Raw genomic sequence first — 26,645 nt, 5'->3', positions numbered from 1 at the left:
TGTTTGTTGGCCGGGAAAAATCGATTCGGTGCCTCGAAGCCGCGATGGATCATGATAAAAAAATCATGCTGGTTGCACAGAAAGAGGCTTCAACGGATGAACCTGGCATTAACGATCTCTTTTCTGTAGGGACCGTCGCTTCTGTATTGCAGATGCTGAAACTTCCAGACGGCACGGTAAAAGTGCTGGTTGAAGGTTTACAGCGCGCGCACATCACCACGTTGGCTGATAACGGCGACCATTTCGTTGCCCAGGCCGAATATCTGATCTCGCCAGAAATTGAAGAGCGTGAACAGGAAGTGTTGGTGCGCACCGCCATCAATCAATTTGAAGGCTACATCAAGCTCAACAAAAAAATCCCGCCAGAGGTATTAACCTCACTGAACAGCATTGACGATGCGGCCCGTTTGGCCGACACCGTCGCAGCGCACATGCCGCTGAAACTGGCTGATAAACAGTCAGTGCTGGAGATGTCCGACGTCAATGAGCGTCTGGAATATCTGATGGCGATGATGGAATCAGAGATCGATCTGCTGCAGGTTGAGAAGCGTATTCGCAACCGCGTTAAAAAGCAGATGGAAAAAAGCCAGCGTGAGTACTACCTGAATGAGCAAATGAAAGCCATTCAGAAAGAGCTGGGCGAAATGGACGATGCGCCGGATGAATACGAAGCGCTGAAACGTAAAATCGAAGCGGCCAAAATGCCGACAGAAGCACGCGAAAAAGTCGAAGCAGAATTGCAGAAGCTGAAAATGATGTCGCCGATGTCTGCTGAAGCCACCGTGGTGCGTGGTTATATCGATTGGATGGTTCAGGTGCCTTGGGTGGCGCGCAGTAAAGTCAAAAAAGACCTGCGTAAAGCGCAAGAGACCCTGGATATCGACCATTACGGCTTGGAACGCGTTAAAGATCGCATCCTTGAATATCTTGCGGTGCAAAGTCGCGTCAGCAAAATCAAAGGCCCGATTCTGTGCCTCGTTGGACCGCCGGGCGTAGGTAAAACCTCGCTGGGTCAATCCATCGCGAAAGCCACCGGGCGTAAATACGTGCGTATGGCGCTGGGTGGCGTGCGCGATGAAGCGGAAATCCGTGGACATCGTCGTACTTACATCGGTTCTATGCCGGGCAAACTGATCCAGAAAATGGCGAAAGTTGGCGTCAAGAACCCGCTGTTCCTGCTGGATGAGATCGACAAAATGTCTTCGGACATGCGTGGCGATCCGGCTTCAGCGCTGCTTGAGGTGCTGGATCCTGAGCAAAACATCGCGTTCAACGATCACTATCTGGAAGTCGATTACGATCTTTCTGACGTGATGTTCGTCGCCACGTCTAACTCGATGAACATCCCGGCGCCGTTGCTGGATCGTATGGAAGTGATTCGTCTGTCGGGTTACACCGAAGATGAAAAACTGAACATCGCTAAGCAGCATTTATTGCCGAAGCAGATTGAGCGTAACGCGCTGAAAGAGAAAGAGATCAGCGTAGATGACAGCGCGATTGTTGGCATCATCCGTTACTACACGCGTGAAGCGGGTGTACGTAGTCTGGAACGCGAACTCTCCAAGCTGTGCCGCAAAGCGGTGAAAGCGTTGCTGATGGATAAAGCGAAAAAACACATCGTGATCAATGGCGATAACCTCAAGGATTTCCTTGGCGTGCAGCGCTTTGATTATGGTCGCGCAGAGAGCGAAAGCCGTGTGGGTCAGGTGACCGGTTTGGCGTGGACGGAAGTGGGCGGCGATCTGTTGACCATCGAAACCGCCTGCGTACCAGGCAAAGGCAAGCTGACTTATACCGGTTCGCTGGGCGAAGTGATGCAAGAGTCAATTCAGGCAGCGCTGACCGTAGTGCGCGCGCGTGCGGAGAAACTCGGCATCAACGCTGATTTCTATGAGAAGCGTGACATTCACGTACACGTGCCTGAAGGTGCGACACCGAAAGACGGTCCAAGCGCGGGTATTGCGATGTGTACTGCGTTGGTGTCATGCCTGACCGGCAACCCAGTACGTTCAGATGTGGCGATGACCGGCGAAATCACGCTGCGTGGTTTGGTTCTTCCCATCGGTGGCCTGAAAGAGAAGCTGCTGGCCGCGCACCGTGGTGGTATCAAAACCGTGTTGATCCCGGATGAAAACAAGCGCGATCTGGAAGACATTCCGCAGAACGTGATTGCCGATCTGGATATTCACCCGGTTAAGCGTATTGAAGAAGTGTTGAACCTGGCATTGGAAAATGCGCCTTACGGCATGCAGGTTGCGACCGCAAAATAGTGATTAGTGGCAGAAACCGCTAAAAAGCGAAGCTGGCAGGCAAATTGGTGCTTGCCAGCTTTTTTTTGTGCCGCTAAGTTAGTGGGCTGCTGGATCAACGATTAAGATGAATACCGTTGTTTCGGCTCCACAGGCTTGATATAACTGGCTGCGCGTTCGTACCGGGCGGGAAGCGCAGGTGCGATGTGAATAATAAAAGAGGGGATGAATAGAGTGAATAAGTCACAGTTGATCGACAAAATTGCTGCAGACGCTGACATTTCTAAAGCAGCAGCGGGACGTGTTTTAGATGCATTCATGGACTCCGTCACTGAAACCCTGAAGGGTGGTGATGAAGTGGCACTGGTTGGTTTCGGTACTTTCTCTGTGCGTGAGCGTGCGGCGCGTACTGGCCGTAACCCGCAAACGGGTAAAGAGCTCACCATCCCGGCTGGTAAAGTTCCGGGCTTCCGTGCAGGTAAAGCACTGAAAGATTCCGTCAATTAATGACCGCTGACACATCCATTGAAGCATTTTCTTCCATGGATTGAGGACGTAAAAGCCGTTCTCATGTAACATACGGGCACATCTTTTTTGATGTGCCTTTTTTTATTCTTGATGCGCGGCGATAGCCCTTTGGTTGTTGTCTCCGCATGGTTGCCAACTGCCAGCCTGAACAGCAGTTGCACGATGATGACATCGTGTTAGAGCTTTACATTCACACTACAGCGGAGTGTTGTCATACCATGATGGACAATTTACGCGCGGCGTCGAATCATGTCGTGCTCAAGATTATTCTGGGATTGATCATCCTGTCTTTCGTACTCACCGGGGTGGGCAACTACCTGATTGGTGGCGGCAGCGATTATGCCGCTAAAGTCAACGGACACGAGATCAGCCGAGCAGAGCTGGAGCAAGGTTATAACAGTGAGCGTAATCGTCAGCAGCAGATGCTGGGCGACCAATTCTCACAGTTAGCCAGCAACGAAGGCTACATGCAGCAGATGCGCCAGCAGGCGCTGTCACAGTTGATCGATCAGGCGCTGCTTGATCAATACATCAAAGATCTGCATATCGGCATCAGCGATGACCAGGTAAAACAGGCCATCTTCAATCAGAAAGCCTTCCAGACCAACGGTAAATTCGACAACGCCAAATACAGCGGCCTGATCACCAGCATGGGTTATACCGCCGATCAATATGCGGAAGCGCTGCGCAAGCAGTTGGCGACGCAACAGTTGATCAACGCGGTTGCGAATACCGATTTCATGCTGAAAGGCGAAACCAGCAAGCTGGTGGATTTGGTGTCACAGCAGCGCGAAGTACGCCAGGCGGTGATTGACGTTAACGCGTTAGCTGCCAAGCAAACCGCCAGTGATGAAGAAGTTAGCCAGTATTATCAGCAGCATCAAAACAGCTTCATGGCGCCTGAGCAGTTCCGCGTGAGCTACATCAAAATGGATGCGGCTAGCATGCAGGAAACCGCCAGCGAAGCGGATATCCAGAGCTGGTACGATCAACATAAAGCGGATTACTCACAGCCACAGCGTAATCGTTACAGCATCATTCAGACCAAAACTGAAGCGGATGCGAACGCGGTTGTTGATGCGCTGAAGAAAGGTGAAGATTTCGCTACGCTGGCAAAAAGCAAATCAATCGACCCAATCTCGGCGCGTAAAGGCGGCGACATGGGTTGGCTGGAGCCAAGCACTACGCCAGATGAGCTGAAAACTGCCAATCTGACGCAGAAAGGTCAACTGTCTGGTGCGATCAAGTCGTCGGTTGGTTTCCTCGTGGTACGTCTGGATGATATCCAGCCGGAGCAGGTTAAACCTTTGGCTGAAGTGCATGACGCGATTGCCGACAAAGTGAAGCAAGAGAAAGCGGTTGATGCCTTCTACAAGATGCAGCAGAAAGTCAGCGAAGCTGCCAGCAACGATAATGAGTCGTTGGCAGGCGCTGCACAGGCTTCAGGCTTGAAAGTGACTGAAACGGGCTGGATCACGCGTGACAATCTGCCGGACGATTTGAACTTCGACCAGGTTAAGCAAGCGATTTTCAACGGTGGTTTAGTCGGCCAGAACGGTACGCCGGGCAATAACTCAGACATCATTTCTGTTGATGGCGATCGCGCCTTTGTATTGCGTATCAGCGAGCACAAGCCGGAAGCGGTGAAGCCGTTGGATCAGGTTAAAGCGCAGATTGTTGATACGCTGAAGCATGATAAAGCGACCCAGCAGGCTAAAGCACAAGCGGATAAATTACTGGCAGATTTGAAAGCCGGTAAAGAAGACGCCCTGAAAGCGGCTGGCCTAACGCTCAGCGCCAGCAAATCGTTTGACCGCAATGCGCAAGACCCTGTCGCGCAGTCTGCCTTTAATCTGCCAGAACCTGCTGACAATAAGCCGTCGTGGGGCGTGAGCGAAGATATGCAGGGCAATGTGGTGCTGGTTGCGCTGGATAAAGTTAGCGCGGGCAATATGCCGCAGGCACAAATCGATGAGATGGTGAAAGGTGTGACGCAAAACAACGCGCAGATCGCCTTTGAAGCATTGCTGGAAAACCTGCGTAAAGAGGCGAAGATTAAGTACGGCGCCGCAGCACAAAACCAGTAAGCCTCACAAAAAAAGTTAAAACACTGCAACACCGAAAGGCCGCTTATGCGGCCTTTTCCATTTCTGAAAATGGCCTTTTGTACCCTGATTTGCGCTGTGACACCCTGCTGTGGCTGTCAAACACAAGGAGAAACACAGCATGGTGAAATCAACTTTTCATGCCTTATGCATTACGCTGGCGCTGGGCGGCGCAGTTTACACCACCGGACTGGCGGCTGCCGAAAGTCCCAGCGAAACGCAGGCCACACAAGTCTCGACGTCGCAGGAAGGGCAGGTCAGCATCAACTCCGCCACAGCCGAACAACTGGCTGCGGGTATGAATGGCATCGGACTCAAGAAAGCGCAGGCGATTGTCAGTTATCGCGATCAGTACGGTCCGTTTACCGCGATAGAACAACTCAAGGAGGTGCCGGGGATTGGCAGCGCATTGATTGAGCGCAACAGCACGCGCTTGAAATTGTGAGCCAACTCGCGACTTTGAACGATTGAAATAGTCCGGATTCAGGCTGTGCTATGCTCAACAGGTCTTACCAGTTGTCATTCTCAGCCTGAACAGGAGCAACAATGCGAACCACAATTAAAGTGCGCGGCTATCATCTGGATGTTTATCAGCACGTGAACAATGCGCGCTATCTGGAGTTTCTGGAAGAAGCGCGCTGGCAGTGGCTGGAGGATGTCGATGCGTTCCACTGGCTGCTGGAACAGCAGTTGGCCTTCGTGGTAGTGAATATCAACATCAATTATCGTCGTCCGGCGGTACTGGGTGATGTGCTGAATATCGAAAGTGAAGTGTCGCAGTTGAGCGGTAAAAGCGGAGTGATTGCGCAACGCGTATTGCTGGCGAGTGACAATTCCGTCGTTGCTGATGCGGCGTTAACCTTTGTCTGTATTGATTTGCGCACGCAAAAAGCGGTGCCGATGGAAGGGGAACTGCGCGAGCGTCTGGCGGCATTAATGGTGGAAAGTCACTGACGCCAACGGCGCCAGTGTGGACCGCGCCCGAATCAGTTCAGGCCGCTTTTTTGCTTCATCGCGGCCATCACCGCAGACGAATTGGCCTGATAATCCGCTAAACCGCGGGCGCGCAAATGGCAAGCCGCGCATTCGCCACAGCCATCGCCTTTAATGCCGTTATAGCAGGTCAGCGTTTCGGCCCGCACCAGCGGCAGTTGTTGCCAGTAATCGGCCAGTGCCCAGGTTTCTGCTTTGTTCAACCACATCAGCGGCGTTTCAAAACGGATGTTGCGCGCCATACCCAGGCTCACCGCGTTATTCAGCGCTTTAACAAACTCGTCACGGCAATCCGGATAGCCGGAGAAATCGGTCTCGCACACGCCGGTAATCACTGCTTCGGCTTCAACCTGATAGGCGTAAATCGATGCCAGCGTTAAGAACAGAATGTTGCGGCCCGGCACAAAAGTGCTGGGTAAACCGCTGGCATTCGGATCGTAAGTCGGCACCGGGATGTTATCGCGCGTCAGGCTGCTCACCGCGAGTTCGTTCAGCAACGTAACATCCAGCACTTTATGTGCACGCGCGCCGAGTTTGTGTGACAGTTCAGCCGCAACCTCAATCTCTTCACGATGGCGTTGACCGTAATCGAAGGTGACGCAATGCACTTCGTCGTACTGTTGCAGCGCTTGAATTAAACAGGTGGTGGAATCTTGCCCGCCACTAAAGACCACAACGGCTCTTTTCATCATTTGTTCCCCAAAAATCAGTGCGCCTATGGTACTGGCTCAGGCGCAGGCTGAACAGTATACCCGTCATACTTCAAAGTAGAGATGCGTTGGCTGCGTGTGTTCACCCTAGTCGCTTACTTCTGTAAGCTCTTAGGGATTCACACACTTGCCGCCTTTCTCTAATTTGAATTATTTAGGGTATAGCGGTTGGCGGCGGAATCCAGGCGCGGGTGAAATCAAACCAACCTAAGCTATTCAGCTGAATCCCCTCAACGCCCGGCGGGGCAAAGACCTGATAGCGATAATTAAACAACGGCAACAGATGTCCTTCGCGCATCAGTTGCTGAAATAATTGTCGAGTTAATGCGCTGCGCTGCAAGGTATTGATCTGCTGAGAGATCCGGTTTAATGCCGGTTGTAGCACTTTCTCACGCTGCGGTAGCCACACTGCGTCGTTCTCCAGCCAATTCACCAGTGTGAACAGTGGTGCATCACCAATCAGCCGATCGCCCATCACCACATCGGCAGCGCTAAGATCGATGTCATCGCGCCAACTTTTTACATCATGGAAAATACAGGTCAACGTGCAGCCATGTTGTGCCAGCAATGGAATCAACGCTTGCGCCATGACATGTAACTCGACCGGCAAATGGTAATGCAGCGTTAGCTTAGCCGGCAGAGAGATGACTTCTTGCTGAGCAATCGGCACCGGCCAGCCAGGCAACAGTTCATGGCTCGGCGTAATCAAGCCTTCATCCAGCGGCAACTGCTGAATCACGCCGCTGCGCTGAATCAGAGCAATCAATGATTTGGCCTGTTCGGCGCTGAAATTTGCCGAGATGCGTGGTGCCAAATAGCAGAATCCCAAGCTAATACTGCGATCAACCGGGCGCAGCGAAGCCAATTCATCAGGATCGCCAATGGCAATCTGTACTGGATGGCTGCAACTGGTTCCCAGATCGCGATCGAACAGTTGCGGCGTGATCCAATATTCCATGCGCTGTATCAGCGGACGCTGTAAATGCCAGCGTGCATGGCTTTCCAAACGCACCAATTCAGCGGTGAAATGGGTGAGTTTCCACGGCCCACTACCGATATCGGGATATTCAGGATGTGGCAGCAAACAGAATTGGTGCGCCAAACGCTGCGGCAGCCAGTAATCGCTGGCACGCAACCTAATACGAATTGCCAGTGGATGGGGTGCTTCAATCTGTTCAACGGCGGCCAACAGGCGCGCGCCGCGCGGCGATTGCATAATCTGCTGTAACTGCTCAACCAATTGTGCCGCGTGCAGCGGCTCATCGTTATGCCAACTCAGTTGCGGGCGCAGCCAAAAGTACCAATCGCGGCCGCTTTCGTCATGCTGCCAATGGTGGGCAATATCACCTTCAACATCATCGTCACGAAAACGCGTTAATCCTGAGAAGACCTGACGTGCCAGATGTTGTTCGGCGCGTCCGGTCAGTTGCAGCGGGCGCAACGGTTCCATGGCACGGTAATAGGGGATGCGCAAAACCGGTGATTGGTTTTGCCATTGTCCACCCATCAAAGGTCGCAGCATCCGCACCAACCGTTCCGGTTGCAGATCCAGCACTTGCAAAGCTTGCACCGCCTCGCCGGCATCCAATTGCTGCGTTAACAACTGCTGGCGCAATTGTTCAGGCGACAGAAGAAACGTCAGTTCGCCCTGTTTTCCTCTGCCGGATTCACCGCGCCAGCGCAACCAACCTGCATCCTGCCATTGGCGCAGCAGCGTGCGGATATGGCGTTCGCTGCAAAAACAGTGTTTCGCCATATCAGCAACGCTAAGACGTTGCGGTTTGCCGTGGCTGATCTGCCACAGCCGCTGAAATTGATTAACCCGGTGAAGCTCGCGCATAGAATAAACCCGGAACAGTTTTTAAAAAGTATTCACTATTAGTTCCGTAATTACCAGGCGATAGTAAGCTCCTCATTCATACAGGAGAATTTGCATGGCTCGCCTCGCGGCATTTGATATGGACGGCACGTTGTTGCTGCCAACGCACCGATTAGGTAATGAAACGCTGGCGACCCTACACGCATTGCACCAACGCGGTGTCACGCTGACTTTTGCCACCGGACGCCATCTGATGGATATGCAGCGCGTGCGTGAACAAATCACCTTGCCAGCTTGGTTGATTACCGGCAACGGCACGCGCATTCACGACTTAGAAGGCAATCAGCTTTATGGCTGTGATTTAACTTCATCGGTGGCGGAAGAGGTGATTCACACCCATTGGCAAACGCCAGCGTCGATTCATATCTTCAACGATGAAGGCTGGTTCACTGATAAACCGTTGCTGGGCGCGCTGGAAGCGCATGCGATGAGCGGTTTCCATTATCAATTACGTGATTTACGCCAAATGTCGGCCCATGAAGTGACCAAAATTTGTTTTATTGCGCCACATGAGATGCTGCAAGCGTTACGTACCGAGTTGCAGGCCGCATTAGGTGAACGAGCCAACATTTGTTTCTCAGCGTGGGATTGCTTAGAAGTGTTGCCGGTTAATTGCCATAAAGGCGCGGCGCTGGGCCGTTTGTGCGAGCATCTTTCGCTGTCGCTGAACGATTGCATGGCATTTGGTGATGCGATGAACGATCGCGAAATGCTGGAGCGGGTGGGCAACGGTTTCATTATGGGTAACGCGATGAATCAACTTAAAGCGTCGTTGCCGCATTTACCGGTTATCGGACATTGCGAGACACAGGCGGTGTCTCACTACTTAAATCACTGGATGACTACACCACACCTCGATTATTCCCCCGAATGCTGAGGCTTACAGTGAACCGGACATGATGTCCGGTTTTTTATTGCAGCTCACGCACCCACGGTTCGATATCGCCAATATTCTGCTGAACCCACTCTGGATTGTAATAAGTATCGGGATAACGCTCGCCGCTGTCGCACAGCAACGTCACCAACGAACCCTGTTCACCGTTTTCGCGCATGCGTTTTGCTACCTGCAACATGCCCCAGAAGTTGGTACCAGTTGACGCGCCAGGGCGACGACCGAGGATTTTCTCCAGTTGCAGCATTGCGGCTACCGTCGCACCATCCGGCACTTTAATCATTTCATCAATCACCGCAGGCATAAATGACGGCTCAACGCGCGGACGACCAATCCCTTCAATGGCGCTGCCACGTTCACTGCGCAGCGTATTGTCGCGACTGTGCCAGTAATCAAAGAACACCGAATGCTGCGGATCGACAACCAACAAGCGCGTGTTATGCCCTTGATAGCGGATGTAGCGGCCTAACGTTGCCGAGGTGCCGCCGGTACCCGCGCTCATGATCAAGGTATGCGGCACCGGGAACGGTTCATGCGACATCTGGCGGAAAATGCTCTCGGCGATATTGTTGTTACCGCGCCAATCGGTGGCGCGCTCGGCGTAAGTGAACTGATCCATAAAGTGACCGTTGAGTTCACGCGCCAGGCGTTCAGATTCGCTGTACAGCTCGCAAGGATCAGCAACGAAATGGCATTCGCCACCATAAAAACGAATCATCTCGATTTTGCGTTTGGCGGTGCTGGCGGGCATTACGGCGATAAACGGCAAACCTAACAATTGCGCAAAGTAAGCCTCTGAAACCGCCGTGCTGCCAGAAGACGCTTCAATGATCGGCGTGTTTTCGTTAATCCAGCCATTCGCCAAACCATACAGAAACAGCGAACGCGCCAGACGGTGCTTCAGGCTGCCGCTGGGATGGGTGCTTTCATCTTTGAGGTAGAAGTGAATGCCAGGAAAATCATCCAGCTTGAAGCGGATCAGATGGGTATCCGCCGAGCGCTGAAAGTCGGCGTTAATTTCATTAATGGCGTGGCGAACCCAGAGCGTTTGCATGTTGCATTTCCGTAATCATTATTGGGCATATTCTAAGGCACTGGCAGGAAAAAGAGGTTGCTAAAACCGCGCTATAATGGCGAGATTAGAGAAAATTTTTCTCCCGGAGTGGCAAATGTTAGATAAAACTGACCGCATATTGCTGGCGCTATTGCAGCAGGATTGTACTCTGTCGCTGCAAAATCTGGCCGATGCGGTCAATCTCACCACTACGCCGTGCTGGAAACGCCTGAAAAAACTGGAAGATGATGGCATTATTCGTGCGCGCGTGGCGCTGCTCGACGGCGAGAAGATCGGTTTATCGCTCACTGCCTTTATGTTTGTTAAAACGCAGCAGCACAGCAGCGAGTGGTTTAAGCAGTTTGTCACTGTGGTGCAACAAATGCCGGAAGTGATGGCGTTTTATCGCATGGCGGGTGAGTACGATTATTTGTTGCGCATTCAGGTCGCGGACATGAAGAGTTACGACAGCTTTTATAAGCGCCTGGTGAATGGCGTACCGGGGCTGATGGATGTGACATCCAGTTTTGCCATGGAAGAGATTAAATACACCACCGCATTGCCGGTAGCGCCCTAAGGGCAAAGAAAGAGACACGCTTGTGCGATTATTCAGCCAGTTAAGTTGGTATTTTTTGCGCGAGTGGCGGCGATATCTGGGTGCCGTCAGCTTGCTGATCGTGATTGCTTTGCTGCAATTATTGCCGCCGCATGTGGTGGGCGTGATTGTTGATGGTGTAACGCAACATCGCCTCAGCACTGGTCAGATCTTCATGTGGATCGGTGTGATGTTGGTCACTGCGGTGATCGTCTATCTGCTGCGCTACGTTTGGCGCGTGCTGTTGTTTGGCGCCTCCTACCAATTAGCGGTCGAACTGCGCGAAGATTTCTATCGTCAACTCAGCCGCCAGCATCCCGCTTTTTATTTACGTCATCGCACCGGCGATCTGATCGCGCGCGCCACCAACGATGTTGATCGCGTGGTATTTGCGGCTGGTGAGGGCGTGCTGACGCTGGTGGATTCGTTGGTGATGGGCTTGGTGGTGCTGATTGTAATGAGTACGCAAATCAGCTGGGAACTGACGTTATTGGCGCTGATCCCGATGCCGATTATGGCGTTTGCCATCCAAAAAGACGGCGCGCGTCTGCATCAGCGATTCAAAGTGGCGCAGGCTGCATTCTCTAGCCTCAACGATCAAACGCAGGAAAGCCTGACCAGTATTCGCATGATCAAAGCCTTTGGTCTGGAAGATCATCAATCGCAGCAGTTCGCCGGGATAGCGGCGGATACCGGTAAGAAAAACCTGCATGTGGCGCGCGTTGATGCGCGTTTCGATCCGATCATTTATATCGCCGTTGGCTTCTCCAATTTACTGGCGATTGCTGGCGGCGGCTGGATGGTGTGGGAAGGTAATTTGACGCTCGGCCAGCTCACCAGTTTCGTGATGTATCTCGGTTTAATGATTTGGCCGATGCTGGCGTTGGCGTGGATGATCAACATTGTCGAGCGCGGCAGTGCGGCGTGGAGTCGTATCCGTGCGCTATTGAACGAAGCTCCGGCGGTGGAGGATGGGCAAAAAATCCTGCCATCGGAACCGGGCGTATTGCAGGTGGCGATTCGTGAGTTCCGCTACCCGGCCAGCTCCGGCGCGGTGCTCAGTCATGTCAATTTCCAGTTGAAACCGGGGCAAATGCTCGGTTTGTGCGGACCAACTGGCTGCGGCAAAAGTACCTTGCTGAGCCTGATCCAACGTCATTTCGATATCGATCAGGGCGATATTCGCTATCACAACACGCCGTTGCCGCAGTTGCGACTCGATAGCTGGCGCAGCCGTTTGGCGGTGGTCAGCCAAACGCCATTCCTGTTCTCAGACACCATTGCCAATAATCTGGCATTAGGTCGGCCCAATGCCACGCAGGAAGAGTTGGAGCGCGTGGCGCAGATGGCCTGCGTGCACGACGATATTTTACGTTTGCCGCAAGGTTATGAAACCGAAGTAGGCGAGCGCGGCGTGATGTTATCCGGTGGACAAAAACAACGTATCGCGATTGCTCGCGCGCTGCTGCTGAATGCCGAAATCCTGATCCTGGATGATGCACTTTCAGCGGTAGACGGTCGCACCGAACATGACATCCTGCATAACCTGCGCATTTGGGGCAAAGGCCGCACTTTGATCATCAGCGCGCATCGCTTGTCGGCGCTAACCGAAGCCAGCGAAATTCTGGTGCTGCAACAAGGCGCGGTGACGCAGCGTGGCGATCATGACACGCTGGCGGCAAATGAAGGTTGGTATCGCGATATGTACCGTTATCAGCAATTGGAAGCGGCGTTGGATGAGGATGAAGTGGCAGAAGGAGCGATCCGTGGCTAAAGCAAAACCTTTGTGGCCAACGCTGAAACGCCTGCTGGCGTATGGCAAACCGTGGCGCAAATCGCTGTGGCTGGCGGTCGGCATGCTGTGGATTGCCGCAGCGGCTGAAGTTACTGGGCCAGTGTTAGTGAGCTACTTCATTGATAATTTAGTGGCCAAGCATCAAATGCCGTGGGGCATTGTGGCGGGATTGCTGGTGGGCTTTGTGCTACTGCAATTATTAGCTGCCGGTTTGCACTATTTTCAGGCATTACTGTTTAACCGCGCCGCGATTGGCGTGGTGCAGCAACTGCGCGTCGATGTGATGAATGCCGCGCTACGCCAACCGCTTAGCGCTTTTGATACCCAGCCGGTGGGGCAAATTATCTCTCGCGTCACCAACGACACCGAAGTGATCAAAGATCTGTATGTCACGGTGGTCGCCACGGTTTTACGTGCTGCCGCGCTGATTGGAGCCATGTTAGTGGCGATGTTCTCGCTGGATTGGCGTATGGCGCTGGTGGCGATTGTGATCTTCCCGCTGGTGCTGACGGTGATGCTAATTTATCAGCGCTACAGTACGCCAATCGCGCGCCGCGTACGCAGTTATCTGGCGGACATCAACAACGGCTTTAACGAAGTGATCAACGGCATGAGCGTGATCCAGCAGTTCCGCCAGCAAGCGCGTTTTGGTGAACGCATGGGTGAAGCCAGTCGCTCGCATTATCTGGCACGCATGGAAACCTTGCGTCTTGATGGCTTCTTGCTGCGCCCCTTGTTGAGCCTGTTTTCAGCCATGATTCTGTGTGGCTTGCTGATGTTGTTCAGCTTTGCCACGCCCGGCGTGTTTGAAGTCGGCGTGTTGTACGCGTTCATCACCTATTTAGGGCGTCTCAACGAACCGCTGATTGAACTCACCACCCAGCAATCAATGCTGCAACAAGCGGTGGTTTCCGGCGAACGTATCTTCGAGTTGATGGATGCCGATCAACAAGGTTACGGCAGCGATACTCAACCGCTTAAATCCGGCAGCATCACGCTGCGCGATGTCAGCTTTGCCTATCGCGATGATCGTGATGTGTTAAGCAACATTAATCTTGATGTGCCGTCGCGCAATTTTGTCGCATTGGTTGGCCATACCGGCAGCGGTAAAAGCACTTTAGCCAACTTGTTGATGGGCTATTATCCGGTGACGCGCGGTTCGATTGAACTCGATGGCCGACCGCTACCGCAGCTTTCCCATGCGGCATTGCGTCAGAGTGTGGCGATGGTGCAGCAAGATCCGGTGGTGTTGGCTGACTCATTGCTGGCCAACGTGCGTTTAGGCCGTGATATCCCGGAAGAGCAAGTGTGGCAAGCGCTGGAAACGGTGCAGCTGGCACCGCTGGCGCGCAGTATGTCGGAGGGCATTCATACGCGGCTGGGCGAGCAGGGCAATAATCTTTCGGTAGGGCAGAAGCAGTTGCTGGCGCTGGCGCGCGTGTTGGTGTCATTGCCGCAGATTCTGATCCTCGACGAAGCCACCGCCAATATCGATTCCGGCACCGAGCAGGCGATCCAGCATGCGTTACGTGCGTTGCGCCAGCACAGTACCTTGGTGGTGATCGCACATCGGCTTTCCACCATCACCGAAGCCGATCAGATTTTGGTGCTGCATCGCGGTCAGGTTGTCGAACGCGGTACGCATGCCGAATTGTTGGCCGAGCAGGGTCGTTATTGGCAGATGTATCAATTGCAACAAGCGGGCGATGAACTCGCGGCGGGCATCCCCGTACACGCTGAAGGGTGAATTGCACCTTTTTTGCACAGTTTTCTCGGAATGTTCTGTATTGATGCACTTCTTTGAGGCTTAAAGCACCAAATTAGTGCGTTAATGCAACACCTTTTCTGTTCTCTCTCCCCAAATTGCGTCGCGCATCACATAACGAAGCGCGATGCAGCGCGCCTATGCTACTGACATTCCCCTTTTTTTATTTATGGCACAGCGTTTGCTTATATCTCTGCGTGTCCGCGAAGACTCACTCAATTTCTTATCTGGAGGGGAACGTATGAAGCTGGTTACCGTGGTAATCAAACCATTCAAGCTGGAGGACGTGCGTGAAGCCTTATCCTCTATTGGCATTCAGGGACTGACAGTTACCGAGGTGAAAGGTTTCGGTCGCCAGAAAGGTCACGCAGAGCTTTATCGCGGTGCCGAGTACAGCGTTAACTTCCTGCCAAAAGTAAAAATTGATATCGCTATTGCGGACGATCAACTTGACGAAGTGGTCGATGTCATCAGCAAAGCCGCTTATACCGGCAAAATTGGCGACGGTAAGATTTTCGTCGCAGAACTACAGCGCGTTATCCGTATTCGTACCGGCGAGACCGACGAAGCAGCACTGTAACTGGGGCTCTGAATTGTGATGGGATGGAAAGAAATGAATAAAGTAATGACGAAGTTGGGCCTTGCTAGCCTCGCGCTGTTACCGTCTCTGGCCATGGCGGCAGCTCCTGCCGTAGCGGATAAAGCCGATAACGCCTTTATGATGATCTGTACCGCGTTGGTACTGTTTATGTCGATTCCGGGAATTGCGCTGTTCTACGGCGGTTTGATTCGCGGTAAAAACGTGCTGTCAATGTTAACGCAGGTGGCGGTGACCTTCTCCTTGGTATGCGTGCTGTGGGTGCTGTATGGCTACTCGCTGGCGTTCAGCGAAGGTAACTCCTTCTTCGGTAACTTCCAGTGGGCGATGTTGAAAAATATCGAACTGAAAGCCGTTATGGGCAGCTTCTACCAGTACATTCACGTGGCGTTCCAGGCTTCTTTCGCCTGTATCACCGTGGGTCTGATTGTGGGTGCTTTGGCTGAACGTATTCGCTTCTCTGCGGTGCTGATTTTCGTGGTGGTCTGGCTGACGCTGGCTTACCTGCCAATCGCACACATGGTTTGGGCTGGCGGCTTGCTGGCGCAAGACGGCGCGCTCGACTTCGCGGGTGGTACGGTTGTTCACATCAACGCCGCTGTTGCTGGCCTGGTGGGTGCTTACCTGGTAGGTAAACGTGCTGGTTTCGGCAAAGAAGCTTTCAAACCACACAATCTGCCGATGGTGTTCTTGGGTACTGCGATTCTGTATGTTGGCTGGTTCGGCTTCAACGCCGGTTCTGCTTCATCTGCTAACGAAATCGCGGCGCTGGCGTTCCTCAACACCGTTGTTGCAACTGCGGGTGCGGTGCTGTCTTGGGTGTTTGGCGAGTGGGCGATGCGTGGCAAACCTTCTCTGCTCGGTGCTTGCTCAGGCTTCATCGCGGGTCTGGTGGCGATTACCCCAGCCTGTGGTTATGTCGGTGTCGGCGGCGCGCTGATTATCGGTCTGGCAGGTGGTTTGGCTGGTATCTGGGGCGTCACTACCCTGAAAAGATGGTTGCGTGTTGATGACCCATGTGACGTGTTCGGTGTGCACGGCGTGTGTGGCATCCTCGGTTGTATCCTGACGGGTGTGTTCGCTTCCTCTTCACTGGGCGGCGTGGGCTACGCAGAAGGCGTGACCATGGGCCATCAGGTTTGGGTACAGCTGTTTAGCGTAGGTGTGACCATCGTGTGGACCGCCGTTGTGGCCTTCATCGGCTTCAAACTGGCAGATATGATTGTTGGCCTGCGTGTTCCGGAAGATCAGGAACGTGAAGGTCTGGATGTGAACAGCCACGGCGAAAACGCTTACAACCAGTAAGAGCCGGGCTGAAGAAGAGCAGTGCGCTAAAACTATAAAAAGCAGAAGGGGCGATAGTATCGCCCCTTTTTTTATGCGTCGCGTTGGCGCATCACACCTTCCTGCACCGTGGTCGCCACCAAGGTGCCATCCTGCGTATAAAACTCACCTCGAACGAAACCACGCGCGCCAGATGCTGAGGTGCTGACCACGCTATACAGCAACCATTCCGTCAAATCGAACGGGCGATGGAACCACATTGAGTGATCGATAGTGGCAACTTGCATATCCGGCTCCAGGAAGCCTTTGCCGTGTGGCTGAAGCGCAACCGGCAGGAAGTTGAGATCGGAAGCATATCCCAGCAAATATTGATGGATGCGACGGTCATCTGGCAATGCGCCATTCGCACGAATCCAAACCTGACGTACCGGTTCATCGACACGCCCCTTTAGCGGATTGTGAATCTGCACCGGGCGGATATCAAGCGGGCGTTCGGCGAGGAATTTCTCTTTCAGTTTGAGCGGCAAATGGGCGGCCAGCTTTTGCGCCAAATCCTGTTCTGACGGCAAATTATCCGGGCCTGGTACTTGCGGCATGGTGTTCTGATGTTCAAAACCGCTTTCAGGCGCCTGGAACGACGCTGTCATGTAGAAAATCGGCTGACCGTTCTGCACCGCGCTGACGCGGCGAGCGCTGAAGCTTTTGCCGTCACGCAGCGTTTCAACATCATAAATGATGGCTTTCTGGCTATCGCCCGGGCGCAGGAAATAGCTGTGGAATGAGTGGATGATGCGATCTTCTGGCACCGTTTGCTTTGCTGCGTACAGCGCTTGTCCCACTACCTGACCACCAAACACTTGTCGCAGGCCGAGATCTTCGCTTTGCCCGCGAAATAACCCTTCTTCCAGTTTTTCCAGATTCAATAAATTAAGCAGGTTGTGCAGTGCCTGGCTCATAGCGGATTCCTCAGTGATACCGATGGAGTGAGTTTGAAAGATCCGACCAGTTTCCGTCAATGATTTTGCCGTGATTTCAGCGAGCTGGCAGTGGCTTTAGGCATAAAGCCGATTTTTGTGCCAGAATTAAGGGCATTCAGCGGGTGAAAAGCTACGGAGTAAAATACCCGCCGACAATCATAGTGTTCATAAGGAGACGACATCGATGAAACTCTGGCAAGTTATTAGCGGTATTACCTTGGCCGCGGCGATCAGCGGTTGTGCCGATCACAGTAAACCGATTGCAACCCCGACGCTCGGTTCAACGGTGGCAGGGCAGCCAGATGCAATTAAGCAGCCTAACGTGAGTGGTTCGGTGTATATCCGCCAGCGTATTGCGCTACCGCCGGATGCCGTTTTGACTGTCACATTGGCGGATGCATCTTTGGCGGATGCGCCATCGAAGGTGCTATCGCAGCGCGCGGTGCGTACTGAAGGGAAACAGTCGCCGTTCCAGTTTGTCTTGCCGTTCAATCCTGCGGACATTCAGCCTAATGCACGCATTCTGCTGAGTGCGGCGATTACCATTGATGGCAAACTGGCGTTTATCACCGATACGGTGAAACCAGTGATCAATCAGGGCGGAACTAAAGCGGAACTGCTGTTGGTGCCGGTCACTAATATGGCGATGCCAGCGCAGCCGGGTGCGGCTACAACCGTGCCTTCGACTTCACCGACGCAGGTCACACCATCGTCTTCGGTGCCAGCGCCGACGAGTTTGTAATTTACAAACGGCTTTAGACTAAGTGAAATGGCCCACTGCCGTGAAGTAAAGCGTCACACGCCAGGGATGGCGTGTGCCGAGCGATCAGGGACGAGACAGCGGCTTTACGTAACGGTAGCGGGTCAGAGCACGACATAGAGCACCACTAATATTCCCAGCGATACCTTCCCAGTTCGATTTCGCCCGCATCACTCACTTCAATGCCTTCCGCTTCTAACGCATCGCGCTGGCGAAAAAGATCGTCGCCTTGCAACGAGATGCGCCCATGACGATTAATCACGCGAAACCAGGGTAATTTGCTGCCTTCCGGTAATCGACGCAATACGCCGCCGACCTGACGCGCCGCGCGCGGAGATCCCGCAAGTAGCGCCACATCACCATAAGTGGTGACCTTGCCTTTAGGAATGGCGGCAATGATTTGCCAGACGCGCTCAGAGAAGTTGTTTTGGTCGCCCATACGCGCACCTATTTTCAAGCCGGAAAGGGCAAACTTTAGCATGCAGAAGGGTAGACAGCATCGGATTGATGTGTGCTTGTGCAAGAAACCAACGGTTGTCGGGCCTGCGCTTGCAATTGCCAGGGGCTTACTTGATAATGCCTGCGCTCTCGAAATGAGGGCACCTCAATGGGGGCCCTGTTGGTTCTCCCGCAACGCTAACTTGTGAACTCGGTCAGATCCGGAAGGAAGCAGCCGCAGCAGGCGACGCGTGTGCCGGGATGTAGCTGGCAGGGCCCCCACCCAATTCTAGCCCGCCCAAAACACCCACTTATTTCATGCGCAGAGAAATCTGGCACTCCTTTGCCGATGAATCATTCCTTGATTAAACGAAGATATTACCGAAGCGATTGGGGAAGAAATCTTAGCGGACGAACTTCCAGACAGAAACGGGCACTTTGTCATACAGCTTATTCATCGTCAGTTCAGCCAGACGATGGTCGGCTGCAGAATAGAATACCGCGAGTTCATTATCAGGTAATTCGTACTTGTTTTTTTCGATCACTCTTTCAAGCGTATCGATTGAGCGACAGCGGCGCAGTCGCATCAAATAATCTGTTTTGGTTAAGGCTTGGTTGCTCATAAATAAACCGGTCTCAGTCTGATGCTAAAAGGAATGGCTAGGTTGTTGGAGATAAGCGCACTCTTCGGCAAACAGATTAAATAAACGTTTTGCTGAACGCTGCCATCGTTGTAGATCCTGAGTATTGATTCCATAACTGCTAAAAAGCATAAAGGTATCATCAAGATATTCATCGATTTGCGTAATCAAGGCTTCATCTTCAACGTGCTTAATTTTGTAATTCATTGTGAAAGAAGCGATATGCTCAATCAAATCGTTGAGCTGTAAATTGCTTTCCGAAGTAGGATCATTAACCCAACCATGATGGCTGTCAGTCAAGGTCGCCATACTTTCGTCGAACAAGTTCTCACACAGGTATTTAAGCTGGGCAATATCATGCCGTTTCGGTGAGTATTCGTCCATCTTTTTCCCCTCCATAGCTAGCACAGTTACCGCAGCGCGGCGAGATTAGGAAAAGCTACCAGGAAGCGATCACGAATAAAAATGTATTCAGCGACTCCTTAAATGTAATCCACAATCATTAGCTTTGCTCACCTCAATTACCAAATATTACAATTCGTCGGCAGGAGAGGGGCGGGTATTGTCAATCACTTCAAACACCAGCGCGCCGGGCGTTACCTGGAACATCACTTCTTCACGACGCTTAAAGGTTTCATTTAAATCCAGGCAAGGATTAAATAAATTCCAGCTGAAATCGTAAAGCATTTTAAATCGATTGTTGTCACTTGGCTGAATAGAAATAATGTGGAAGCTGTCGGGAACTAATTGCGCGTTTTGAGAATACCAGTGTAAATCACCGGCTAATGCCTCGGCTATTTTGAGAATATTCCCCTGGATAATTCCCAGTAACTTTTCGCAATCGTCCTCATTCAAAGCAATATCACAATGAATAATAGACGTCATTGGGTAACCAGTAAAAGAATCATGTTTATATCATTGAGCTTATCGCAGCATATTGCAAGTCGCTAATAAACAGAAAGAGTAATCGTTGTGATGGGTTTCATAACTCAATCTGGCCAAAACGGTGAATTACGGCGGCTTCAAACATTAGAAAACAAGTTTTGAAACACTTTTACTCAAGCATAAGCGTGTAAGGATCGGATAGTATAATTGTTATGTTATAACATTTTTGGTTGTTAAAAATGAATCACAGCGGATTACTTCTTTCTCTTGGCGGCCGCCTGCTGATTGCGCTAATGCTGATCGCCTTCTTAGCGTTGGCCTTATGGTGGGGAATGCAGAAATGATGCAATTCAACCGGTTACAGGCTGGTTATCAGGGGCGCGCAGTCACGCCGGTAGTGAATGGCGAGTTGGCTGCGGGCAGCATGACGGCACTGATTGGCGCCAACGGCACTGGAAAATCGACCCTGCTAAAAACCATTGCCGGGTTATTGCCGCCTATTTCGGGAAGCTGTGAATTACAAATCTCACGCAAAGCGCTGGGTTGGTTGCCGCAGCGCAGTGAACTCGAAACCCGCTTTCCTTTAACCGCCTATGAATTGGTGGCGATGGGCTGTTGGCCACGTTGCGGCTGGTTTGGCGGCATCAACCGGGCATTGCGTCTGGAAATTGATGCGGCGCTGGATGCGGTGCAAATGCGCGAGTTCGCCGACGCTCAGCCATCCACGTTATCCGGCGGACAACTTCAGCGCGTGCTGTTCGCGCGTTTAATGCTGCAACGCAGTCAGCTTTGGCTGCTCGATGAACCCTTTAATGGCATTGATACGCAAACCGTCGCGTTGCTGATGTCGATCCTCGAACAGCAGCAGCAAGCCGGAACCACTTTATTAGTTGTGCTGCACGATCGCCCATTGGTGGCGCGTCATTTTCAGGATGTGCTTTCGCTTGATGAAGTGGATTCCGCACAAACGCCGCAATTACGCAGGGTCGCGTCGTGACATTAATTCAGCCTTTTATCGAATTTGGTTTTATGCGCCGCGCGCTGGTTGCTTGCGTGGCATTGGCGCTCAGCGCAACGCCGTTGGGGGTTTTCCTTTCTCTCCGCCGCATGAGTTTAGTCGGCGATGCCTTATCACACGCGGTATTACCCGGTGCTGCCATCGGCTATCTGGTGTCGGGATTATCGTTGGTGGCGATGGGGATCGGCGGTTTGATTGCCGGATTGGCTGTGGCGCTGCTGTCGGGCGCGGTCAGTCGTTACACCCACTTAAAAGAGGATGCGAGTTTCTCCGGTTTCTACCTCGGTTCACTGGCGCTGGGCGTCACGTTGGTCTCATTACGCGGTTCCAGTGTCGATCTGTTGCACGTTTTGTTCGGATCGCTGCTGGCGGTGGATAACGCCGCCATCTTGCTGGTCGGCGCGATTGCGGCGTTCACTTTACTGATGTTGGCCGTGATTTTTCGCCCATTGGTGATTGATGCCTTCGATCCCGACTTCCTGCGCGCGCAGGGCAAATGGAGTGCGCCGTTGGTGCACGGCTTGTTCCTGATGCTGGTGGTGCTCAATCTGGTGGCCGGTTTTCAGGTACTCGGCACCTTGATGTCGGTGGGTTTGATGATGCTGCCCGCTACTAGCGCGCGTTTCTGGAGTCGCCATCTCGCCTGCATGCTCGGCATCGCCATGCTGCTGGCGATCATCTCCGCATTCGTTGGACTGATTTTATCGTGGCATTTCTCGCTACCGGCTGGACCGGCGGTGGTGCTGAGTGCTGCGGTGCTATTTCTGCTTTCTGTTTTGACAGGACCATGTGGCGGCCTGTTGCGCCGTAAATAATGAAACCAATAAGGGGATATGAATGAAAAAGTTACCGCTGAGTCTGGCGATGGGCATGATGTTAGCGAGCCCGCTGACGATGGCGAAAACCGTGGATGTTGTCGCCAGTTTCACTGTGCTGGCGGATATCGTCAAGCAAGTGGGCGGCGATCACGTGCAGGTTAAATCGTTAGTTGGCCCGAATGGCGATCCACATACCTTTGAACCGACGCCGCAGGATAGCCAGGCGCTGTCAAAAGCGGACGTGGTCTTTGTCAGTGGTTTGGGCATGGAAGGCTGGATGGATCGCCTGATTGGCGCTTCAGGTTATAAAGGCACTATTGTGGTGGCATCAAATGGTGTGAACACACGCAAAATGGAAGAGGATGGCAAAACCGTCACCGATCCACACGCGTGGAACAGCATGCAAAACGGTGTGATCTACGCTACCAACGTGATGAATGCGCTGATCAAAGCCGACCCGCAAGATGCGGCAGATATTCGCAAAAGCGGTGAAAGTTATATTCAGCAGTTGCAGAAACTGGATAGCTGGGCGAAAACGGCGTTTGCTGATGTGCCAAAAAACAAGCGTAAAGTGCTGACCAGCCACGATGCGTTCGGTTACTTTGGCCAGCGTTATGGCGTGAGCTTCCTTGCGCCTGTGGGGTTCTCGACTGAAGCCGAAGCCAGCGCCAGCGATGTTGCCTCGATCATCAAACAGCTGAAGGCCGAGCACATCAAAACCTACTTTATGGAGAATCAAACCGATCCGCGTTTGGTGAAACAGATTGCCAGCGAGACGAACGCGCAGCCGGGCGGCGAACTGTATCCAGAAGCGTTGTCAGAGGCCAATGGCCCAGCCGCGACCTATGTCGCTGCGTTCAGGCACAATGTCGATACCATGTTGCAAAGCATGAAGTAAAAAAAAAGGCCGGGGAGCATCCCGGCCAATTATCACGACACTTTCCTACCTTTTTTTCTTTCTTCCCTGAACCGCCTTAAAGCGCGGGTTGGTTTTGCAAATCACATAAATGCGACCTTTACGACGCACCACTTTGCAATCTTTGTGACGGGTCTTGGCAGACCGCAATGAACTCAATACCTGCACGATAATTCTCCGGCTTACTTGTTGCGCGTCAGGAAGCTGCCGAAGCGCTGGTTGAAGCGCGCAGTGCTGCCTTCTTTGGCGAAGTCTTTCTGCTTGCCGGTATAGAACACGTGGGATTTAGAGGAAACATCCAGCGTCACGTACGGCAACACTTCACCTTCGAACTCAATGGTGCGCTCCGTCTTAATCGTGGAGCCGATTTTGAAATATTCGTTTGCTGAAGTGTCGTGAAACACCACTGGACGATAATGGGGATGGATATTCGGTTTCATCATAACCTCGATATGTAATGTTATACTATAACAATAGTATGAACCCGAAGCAGAATGAATGCAACCGTGTCGAGTATGAGGAATTGGCGAGGGCAGGGGAGAGGCAATAAAAAAGGCCGCATCAGCGGCCTTTTAATCAGGAGGAGAACTTAGTGTTTGTGCTCAACAGGATGTCCCTGTTCAATCTCCGCTTTGTTCTTGCTAAAGCGACGACGCACGACCACGAAGAACACCGGAACGAAGAAGATAGCCAGCGCGGTCGCTGTTACCATCCCGCCCATTACGCCAGTACCTACCGCATTCTGCGCGCCAGAACCGGCGCCGGTGCTGATCGCCAGCGGCATTACGCCGAGGATAAAGGCCAGTGAGGTCATCAAAATCGGACGCAGACGCATACGGGATGCTTCCAGCGTTGATTCGACTAAGCCTTTGCCTTCCTTCTCCATCAAATCCTTAGCGAATTCAACGATCAGGATGGCGTTCTTCGCCGACAACCCTATGGTGGTTAACAAGCCCACCACGAAGTAGACGTCGTTACTCAAGCCACGCAGCGTGGTGAAGATCAGCGCACCAACCACACCCAGCGGTACCACCAACATTACTGAGAATGGAATCGACCAGCTCTCATACAGCGCTGCCAGACACAAGAACACCACAATCAGCGAGATAGCATACAGCGCAGGAGCCTGGTTTCCGGACAAGCGTTCCTGATAGGACATGCCGGTCCAATCGTAACCGATACCCGCAGGCAGTTTCGATGCCAGTTGTTCCATCAGGTTCATCGCATCACCGGAGCTCTTACCTGGCGCTGCCTGGCCGAGAATCTCCATCGATGGCAAGCCGTTATAACGTTCCAGACGCGGTGAACCGTACTGCCATTTCGCCGAAGCGAAGGCGGAGAACGGAACCATGGTGCCTCCACTGTTACGCACGTACCACTTGCTGATATCGTCCGGCAACATACGTGAATCGGCCTGGCCCATGACGTACACCTTCTTCACACGACCGCGGTCGATGAAGTCGTTTACGTATGAACCGCCCCATGCAGAACCCAGCGTAGTGTTGATGTCAGACAGCGACACACCCAACGCCTGCGCTTTTTCCTGATCGATAATCAGTTTGTACTGCGGCGTATCTTCCATACCGTTTGGACGCACGCCCACCAACGTATCCGGATGCTGGGCAATCATGCCGAACAACTGGTTACGCGCGGCGGTCAGCTTCTCGTGACCCAGGTTACCCTGATCGGTCAACATGAAGTCGAAGCCGGTGGCGTTACCCAATTCGATAATCGCTGGTAAGTTGAATGGGAACACCATCGCATCTTTGATTTGACCGAGCGCCTTCATGGCACGTCCGGCAATCGCAGGGACTTTCAGGTTGGCATCGCCACGCTCATCCCACGGTTTGAGGCTGACGAACGCGATACCGGTGTTCTGTCCACGACCAGCAAAGCCGAAGCCGTTAACGGTAAACACCGAATTTACGCTGTCTTTCTCTTTGTTCAGGAAGTAATCCGTCACCTGATCCAGCACTTTCTGGGTACGTTCCTGAGTTGCGCCGGCCGGCAACTGCGCCTGCGCCAGTAACAGACCCTGATCCTCTTCCGGCAGGAAGGAGGTTGGCAGTTTCAGGAACAGATACGCCATGCCCACCACAATCACCAGATAGATCAGCAAGTAACGGCCGGTGCTACGTACAATGTGGCCAACGCTATCCACGTAGTGGTTGGTGCTCTTGTCGAACAGACGGTTGAACCAGCCGAAGAAACCGGTGGTTTTTCCGTGAGCACCTTTCGCAACGGGTTTCAGCATGGTGGCACACAGCGCTGGCGTCAGAATCAACGCCACCAGCACCGACAGCGCCATCGCTGAAACGATGGTGATGGAGAACTGACGATAAATTACGCCGGTTGAACCGCCAAAGAATGCCATCGGAATGAATACCGCTGACAACACCAAGGCAATACCGACCAATGCGCCCTGAATCTGCTCCATCGAACGTTTGGTGGCTTCTTTCGGCGGTAAGCCTTCTTCGGCCATAACACGTTCGACGTTCTCGACCACCACGATGGCGTCATCCACCAGCAAGCCGATGGCGAGCACCATCCCGAACATCGTTAGGGTGTTTATCGAGTAGCCAAAGGCGCTGATAATCGCAAAAGTACCCAGCAAGACGACCGGTACGGCGATGGTTGGAATCAACGTCGCGCGGAAGTTTTGCAGGAACAGATACATCACCAGGAACACCAGCACGATCGCTTCGAACAGCGTTTTCACTACTTCGAAAATCGAGATCTTAACGAATGGCGTGGTGTCATACGGGTAAACGGTTTTCATGCCAGCCGGGAAGAACGGCTGCAATTTTGCCAGCTCGGCTTTAACCGCATCAGCGGTATCCAGCGCATTCGCACCGGTTGCCAGTTTGATACCAATACCGGAAGCCGGTTTGCCGTTATAACGCGCGATGATCTCGTAGTTTTCACCACCGAGTTCAATTTTCGCCACGTCACGCAGACGCACCTGCGAACCGTCCTGATTCACTTTCAGCAAGATATTGCCGAACTCGTCTGCGGAAGTCAGACGGGTTTGCGCAATGATCGAGGCATTCAGCTGCTGGCCCGGCACTGGAGGCGTACCGCCCAACTGACCGGCGGCGATCTGGGTGTTCTGCACTTTCAATGCACTGATCACATCCACTGGCGTCAGTGAATAGTTGTTCAGCTTGTGCGGGTCGAGCCAAATACGCATCGCGTACTGCGCACCAAACACCTGCGTATCACCGACACCAGGCATACGGCTGACCGGATCTTTGATGTTAGAAGCAACGTAGTCAGAGATATCATTCTGCGTCATGCTGCCGTCATCACTGACGAAACCGGCCACCATCAGGAAGCTACTGGAGGATTTCTTAACCTGAATCCCCTGTTGCTGTACTTCTTGCGGCAGTAAAGGCGTGGCCAGCTGCAGTTTGTTCTGCACCTGAACCTGCGCGATATCCGCGTCAGTACCTGACTGGAAGGTCAGTGTCAGCGTCAGCGTACCTGACGAGTCACTGCTCGATGACATATACATCAGGCCATCGATACCGTTCATATTTTGCTCGATGACCTGCGTCACCGAATCCTGCAGCGTTTTCGCATCAGCACCAGGGTAAGTGGCCTGGATTTCAACCGCCGGCGGCGCAACATTGGGATATTGCTCAATCGGCAGGCTGATAATCGATAGCACACCGGCCAACATGATGATGATGGCGAGCACCCAAGCAAATATGGGGCGATCAATAAAGAACTTAGCCATGTATCA

Annotated in this window: 26 protein-coding genes and 1 other RNA gene; 16 read left to right on the top strand and 11 right to left on the bottom strand. The window is 52.7% G+C overall.

Going from position 1 to position 26,645, the window contains the following annotated elements:
• From lon to ABDW13_RS09115, 5 genes are all read left to right on the top strand, one after another.
• A partial coding sequence (gene lon, locus ABDW13_RS09135; RefSeq protein ID WP_343552232.1) for an endopeptidase La occupies positions 1 to 2,270 on the top strand: 2,270 nt, incomplete at its 5' end.
• Positions 2,271 to 2,483: 213 nt separating this feature from the next.
• A complete protein-coding gene (gene hupB, locus ABDW13_RS09130) occupies positions 2,484 to 2,756 on the top strand; it encodes a nucleoid-associated protein HU-beta (RefSeq protein ID WP_343552230.1) in 273 nt (90 codons plus the stop codon).
• A 239-nt stretch (positions 2,757 to 2,995) separates the two neighbouring features.
• Positions 2,996 to 4,864, top strand: coding sequence for a peptidylprolyl isomerase (ppiD, locus tag ABDW13_RS09125; RefSeq protein ID WP_343552229.1), 1,869 nt, complete (start codon positions 2,996 to 2,998; stop codon positions 4,862 to 4,864).
• A 139-nt stretch (positions 4,865 to 5,003) separates the two neighbouring features.
• Positions 5,004 to 5,327, top strand: a complete 324-nt coding sequence (locus ABDW13_RS09120) for a ComEA family DNA-binding protein (RefSeq protein WP_343552228.1) — start codon at positions 5,004 to 5,006, stop codon at positions 5,325 to 5,327.
• 101 nt (positions 5,328 to 5,428) lie between these two features.
• Positions 5,429 to 5,836, top strand: a complete 408-nt coding sequence (locus ABDW13_RS09115; protein WP_343552226.1) for a YbgC/FadM family acyl-CoA thioesterase — start codon at positions 5,429 to 5,431, stop codon at positions 5,834 to 5,836.
• 32 nt (positions 5,837 to 5,868) lie between these two features.
• Here the strand turns inward: ABDW13_RS09115 and queC are convergent, their stop codons facing one another.
• Positions 5,869 to 6,564 carry a 7-cyano-7-deazaguanine synthase QueC gene (gene queC / locus ABDW13_RS09110; protein ID WP_343552225.1) on the bottom strand — a complete coding sequence of 232 codons (696 nt, stop codon included), beginning with the start codon at positions 6,562 to 6,564 and terminating at the stop codon, positions 5,869 to 5,871.
• A gap of 175 nt (positions 6,565 to 6,739) precedes the next feature.
• Positions 6,740 to 8,425 (bottom strand): SgrR family transcriptional regulator, encoded by a 1,686-nt coding sequence (locus tag ABDW13_RS09105; protein WP_343552224.1) that lies wholly within the window; start codon positions 8,423 to 8,425, stop codon positions 6,740 to 6,742.
• Positions 8,426 to 8,519: 94 nt separating this feature from the next.
• On the opposite strand from ABDW13_RS09105, the gene cof reads away from it, so the two are divergent.
• Positions 8,520 to 9,341 (top strand): HMP-PP phosphatase, encoded by an 822-nt coding sequence (cof, locus tag ABDW13_RS09100; protein WP_343552223.1) that lies wholly within the window; start codon positions 8,520 to 8,522, stop codon positions 9,339 to 9,341.
• A 34-nt stretch (positions 9,342 to 9,375) separates the two neighbouring features.
• Here the strand turns inward: cof and ABDW13_RS09095 are convergent, their stop codons facing one another.
• Positions 9,376 to 10,410: a PLP-dependent cysteine synthase family protein gene (locus tag ABDW13_RS09095; RefSeq protein WP_343552222.1), complete on the bottom strand. Its 1,035-nt coding sequence runs from the start codon at positions 10,408 to 10,410 to the stop codon at positions 9,376 to 9,378.
• 115 nt (positions 10,411 to 10,525) lie between these two features.
• On the opposite strand from ABDW13_RS09095, the gene ABDW13_RS09090 reads away from it, so the two are divergent.
• From ABDW13_RS09090 to amtB, 5 genes are all read left to right on the top strand, one after another.
• Entirely contained in the window at positions 10,526 to 10,987 is a 462-nt protein-coding gene (locus tag ABDW13_RS09090) for an Lrp/AsnC family transcriptional regulator (protein WP_343552221.1), read from the top strand.
• A gap of 22 nt (positions 10,988 to 11,009) precedes the next feature.
• Entirely contained in the window at positions 11,010 to 12,779 is a 1,770-nt protein-coding gene (locus ABDW13_RS09085; RefSeq protein ID WP_343552220.1) for a SmdA family multidrug ABC transporter permease/ATP-binding protein, read from the top strand.
• The gene (locus ABDW13_RS09080) at positions 12,772 to 14,547 is read left to right on the top strand and encodes a SmdB family multidrug efflux ABC transporter permease/ATP-binding protein (protein ID WP_343552219.1); all 1,776 of its coding nucleotides are present in this window, start codon (positions 12,772 to 12,774) and stop codon (positions 14,545 to 14,547) included. The genes ABDW13_RS09085 and ABDW13_RS09080 overlap by 8 nt, the downstream gene beginning before the upstream one ends.
• Positions 14,548 to 14,806: 259 nt before the next feature.
• Positions 14,807 to 15,145, top strand: coding sequence for a P-II family nitrogen regulator (glnK, locus tag ABDW13_RS09075; protein ID WP_007886947.1), 339 nt, complete (start codon positions 14,807 to 14,809; stop codon positions 15,143 to 15,145).
• Positions 15,146 to 15,178: 33 nt separating this feature from the next.
• Positions 15,179 to 16,468, top strand: coding sequence for an ammonium transporter AmtB (gene amtB / locus ABDW13_RS09070; RefSeq protein ID WP_343552218.1), 1,290 nt, complete (start codon positions 15,179 to 15,181; stop codon positions 16,466 to 16,468).
• Between the two features lie 71 nt (positions 16,469 to 16,539).
• On the opposite strand, the gene tesB is transcribed toward amtB, so the two are convergent.
• Positions 16,540 to 17,403 carry an acyl-CoA thioesterase II gene (gene tesB / locus ABDW13_RS09065; protein ID WP_343552217.1) on the bottom strand — a complete coding sequence of 288 codons (864 nt, stop codon included), beginning with the start codon at positions 17,401 to 17,403 and terminating at the stop codon, positions 16,540 to 16,542.
• A 205-nt stretch (positions 17,404 to 17,608) separates the two neighbouring features.
• Between tesB and ABDW13_RS09060 the strand changes: the two genes are divergently transcribed.
• Positions 17,609 to 18,166 carry a YbaY family lipoprotein gene (locus ABDW13_RS09060; protein ID WP_343552216.1) on the top strand — a complete coding sequence of 186 codons (558 nt, stop codon included), beginning with the start codon at positions 17,609 to 17,611 and terminating at the stop codon, positions 18,164 to 18,166.
• 145 nt (positions 18,167 to 18,311) lie between these two features.
• On the opposite strand, the gene ABDW13_RS09055 is transcribed toward ABDW13_RS09060, so the two are convergent.
• Positions 18,312 to 18,623 (bottom strand): MGMT family protein, encoded by a 312-nt coding sequence (locus ABDW13_RS09055; protein WP_343552215.1) that lies wholly within the window; start codon positions 18,621 to 18,623, stop codon positions 18,312 to 18,314.
• A 178-nt stretch (positions 18,624 to 18,801) separates the two neighbouring features.
• On the opposite strand from ABDW13_RS09055, the gene ffs reads away from it, so the two are divergent.
• Positions 18,802 to 18,898, top strand: an RNA gene (gene ffs, locus ABDW13_RS09050) — signal recognition particle sRNA small type.
• 128 nt (positions 18,899 to 19,026) lie between these two features.
• Here the strand turns inward: ffs and ABDW13_RS09045 are convergent.
• From ABDW13_RS09045 to ABDW13_RS09035, 3 genes are all read right to left on the bottom strand, one after another.
• Positions 19,027 to 19,245: an HHA domain-containing protein gene (locus tag ABDW13_RS09045; RefSeq protein WP_007886938.1), complete on the bottom strand. Its 219-nt coding sequence runs from the start codon at positions 19,243 to 19,245 to the stop codon at positions 19,027 to 19,029.
• Positions 19,246 to 19,269: 24 nt separating this feature from the next.
• Positions 19,270 to 19,647 (bottom strand): Hha toxicity modulator TomB, encoded by a 378-nt coding sequence (gene tomB / locus ABDW13_RS09040; protein WP_007886936.1) that lies wholly within the window; start codon positions 19,645 to 19,647, stop codon positions 19,270 to 19,272.
• Positions 19,648 to 19,794: 147 nt separating this feature from the next.
• Positions 19,795 to 20,148, bottom strand: coding sequence for a hypothetical protein (locus ABDW13_RS09035; RefSeq protein WP_343552214.1), 354 nt, complete (start codon positions 20,146 to 20,148; stop codon positions 19,795 to 19,797).
• 340 nt (positions 20,149 to 20,488) lie between these two features.
• On the opposite strand from ABDW13_RS09035, the gene ABDW13_RS09030 reads away from it, so the two are divergent.
• From ABDW13_RS09030 to ABDW13_RS09020, 3 genes are read left to right on the top strand one after another with little or no spacing between them, the layout of a single operon-like run.
• The gene (locus tag ABDW13_RS09030; protein WP_343552213.1) at positions 20,489 to 21,145 is read left to right on the top strand and encodes an ABC transporter ATP-binding protein; all 657 of its coding nucleotides are present in this window, start codon (positions 20,489 to 20,491) and stop codon (positions 21,143 to 21,145) included.
• Positions 21,142 to 21,981, top strand: coding sequence for a metal ABC transporter permease (locus tag ABDW13_RS09025; RefSeq protein WP_343552212.1), 840 nt, complete (start codon positions 21,142 to 21,144; stop codon positions 21,979 to 21,981). Before ABDW13_RS09030 ends, ABDW13_RS09025 begins: the two co-directional genes overlap by 4 nt.
• Before the next feature lie 22 nt (positions 21,982 to 22,003).
• Entirely contained in the window at positions 22,004 to 22,882 is an 879-nt protein-coding gene (locus ABDW13_RS09020) for a metal ABC transporter substrate-binding protein (protein WP_343552211.1), read from the top strand.
• A gap of 45 nt (positions 22,883 to 22,927) precedes the next feature.
• Here the strand turns inward: ABDW13_RS09020 and ykgO are convergent, their stop codons facing one another.
• The 3 genes from ykgO to ABDW13_RS09005 form a co-directional block, all read right to left on the bottom strand.
• Entirely contained in the window at positions 22,928 to 23,068 is a 141-nt protein-coding gene (ykgO, locus tag ABDW13_RS09015; RefSeq protein ID WP_008103894.1) for a type B 50S ribosomal protein L36, read from the bottom strand.
• Between the two features lie 14 nt (positions 23,069 to 23,082).
• Positions 23,083 to 23,340, bottom strand: a complete 258-nt coding sequence (locus ABDW13_RS09010) for a type B 50S ribosomal protein L31 (RefSeq protein WP_343552210.1) — start codon at positions 23,338 to 23,340, stop codon at positions 23,083 to 23,085.
• Positions 23,341 to 23,489: 149 nt separating this feature from the next.
• On the bottom strand, positions 23,490 to 26,639 hold the full coding sequence (locus ABDW13_RS09005; RefSeq protein ID WP_343552209.1) for an efflux RND transporter permease subunit: 3,150 nt from the start codon (positions 26,637 to 26,639) through the stop codon (positions 23,490 to 23,492).
• Positions 26,640 to 26,645 lie beyond the last annotated feature (6 nt).

It is taken from the genome of Pantoea sp., assembly GCF_039594315.1.
In the GTDB taxonomy this organism is placed as follows: domain Bacteria; phylum Pseudomonadota; class Gammaproteobacteria; order Enterobacterales; family Enterobacteriaceae; genus Pantoea.
Note: the sequence above shows the minus strand (reverse complement) of the source record. Positions and strands in the feature narration are given on the sequence as shown.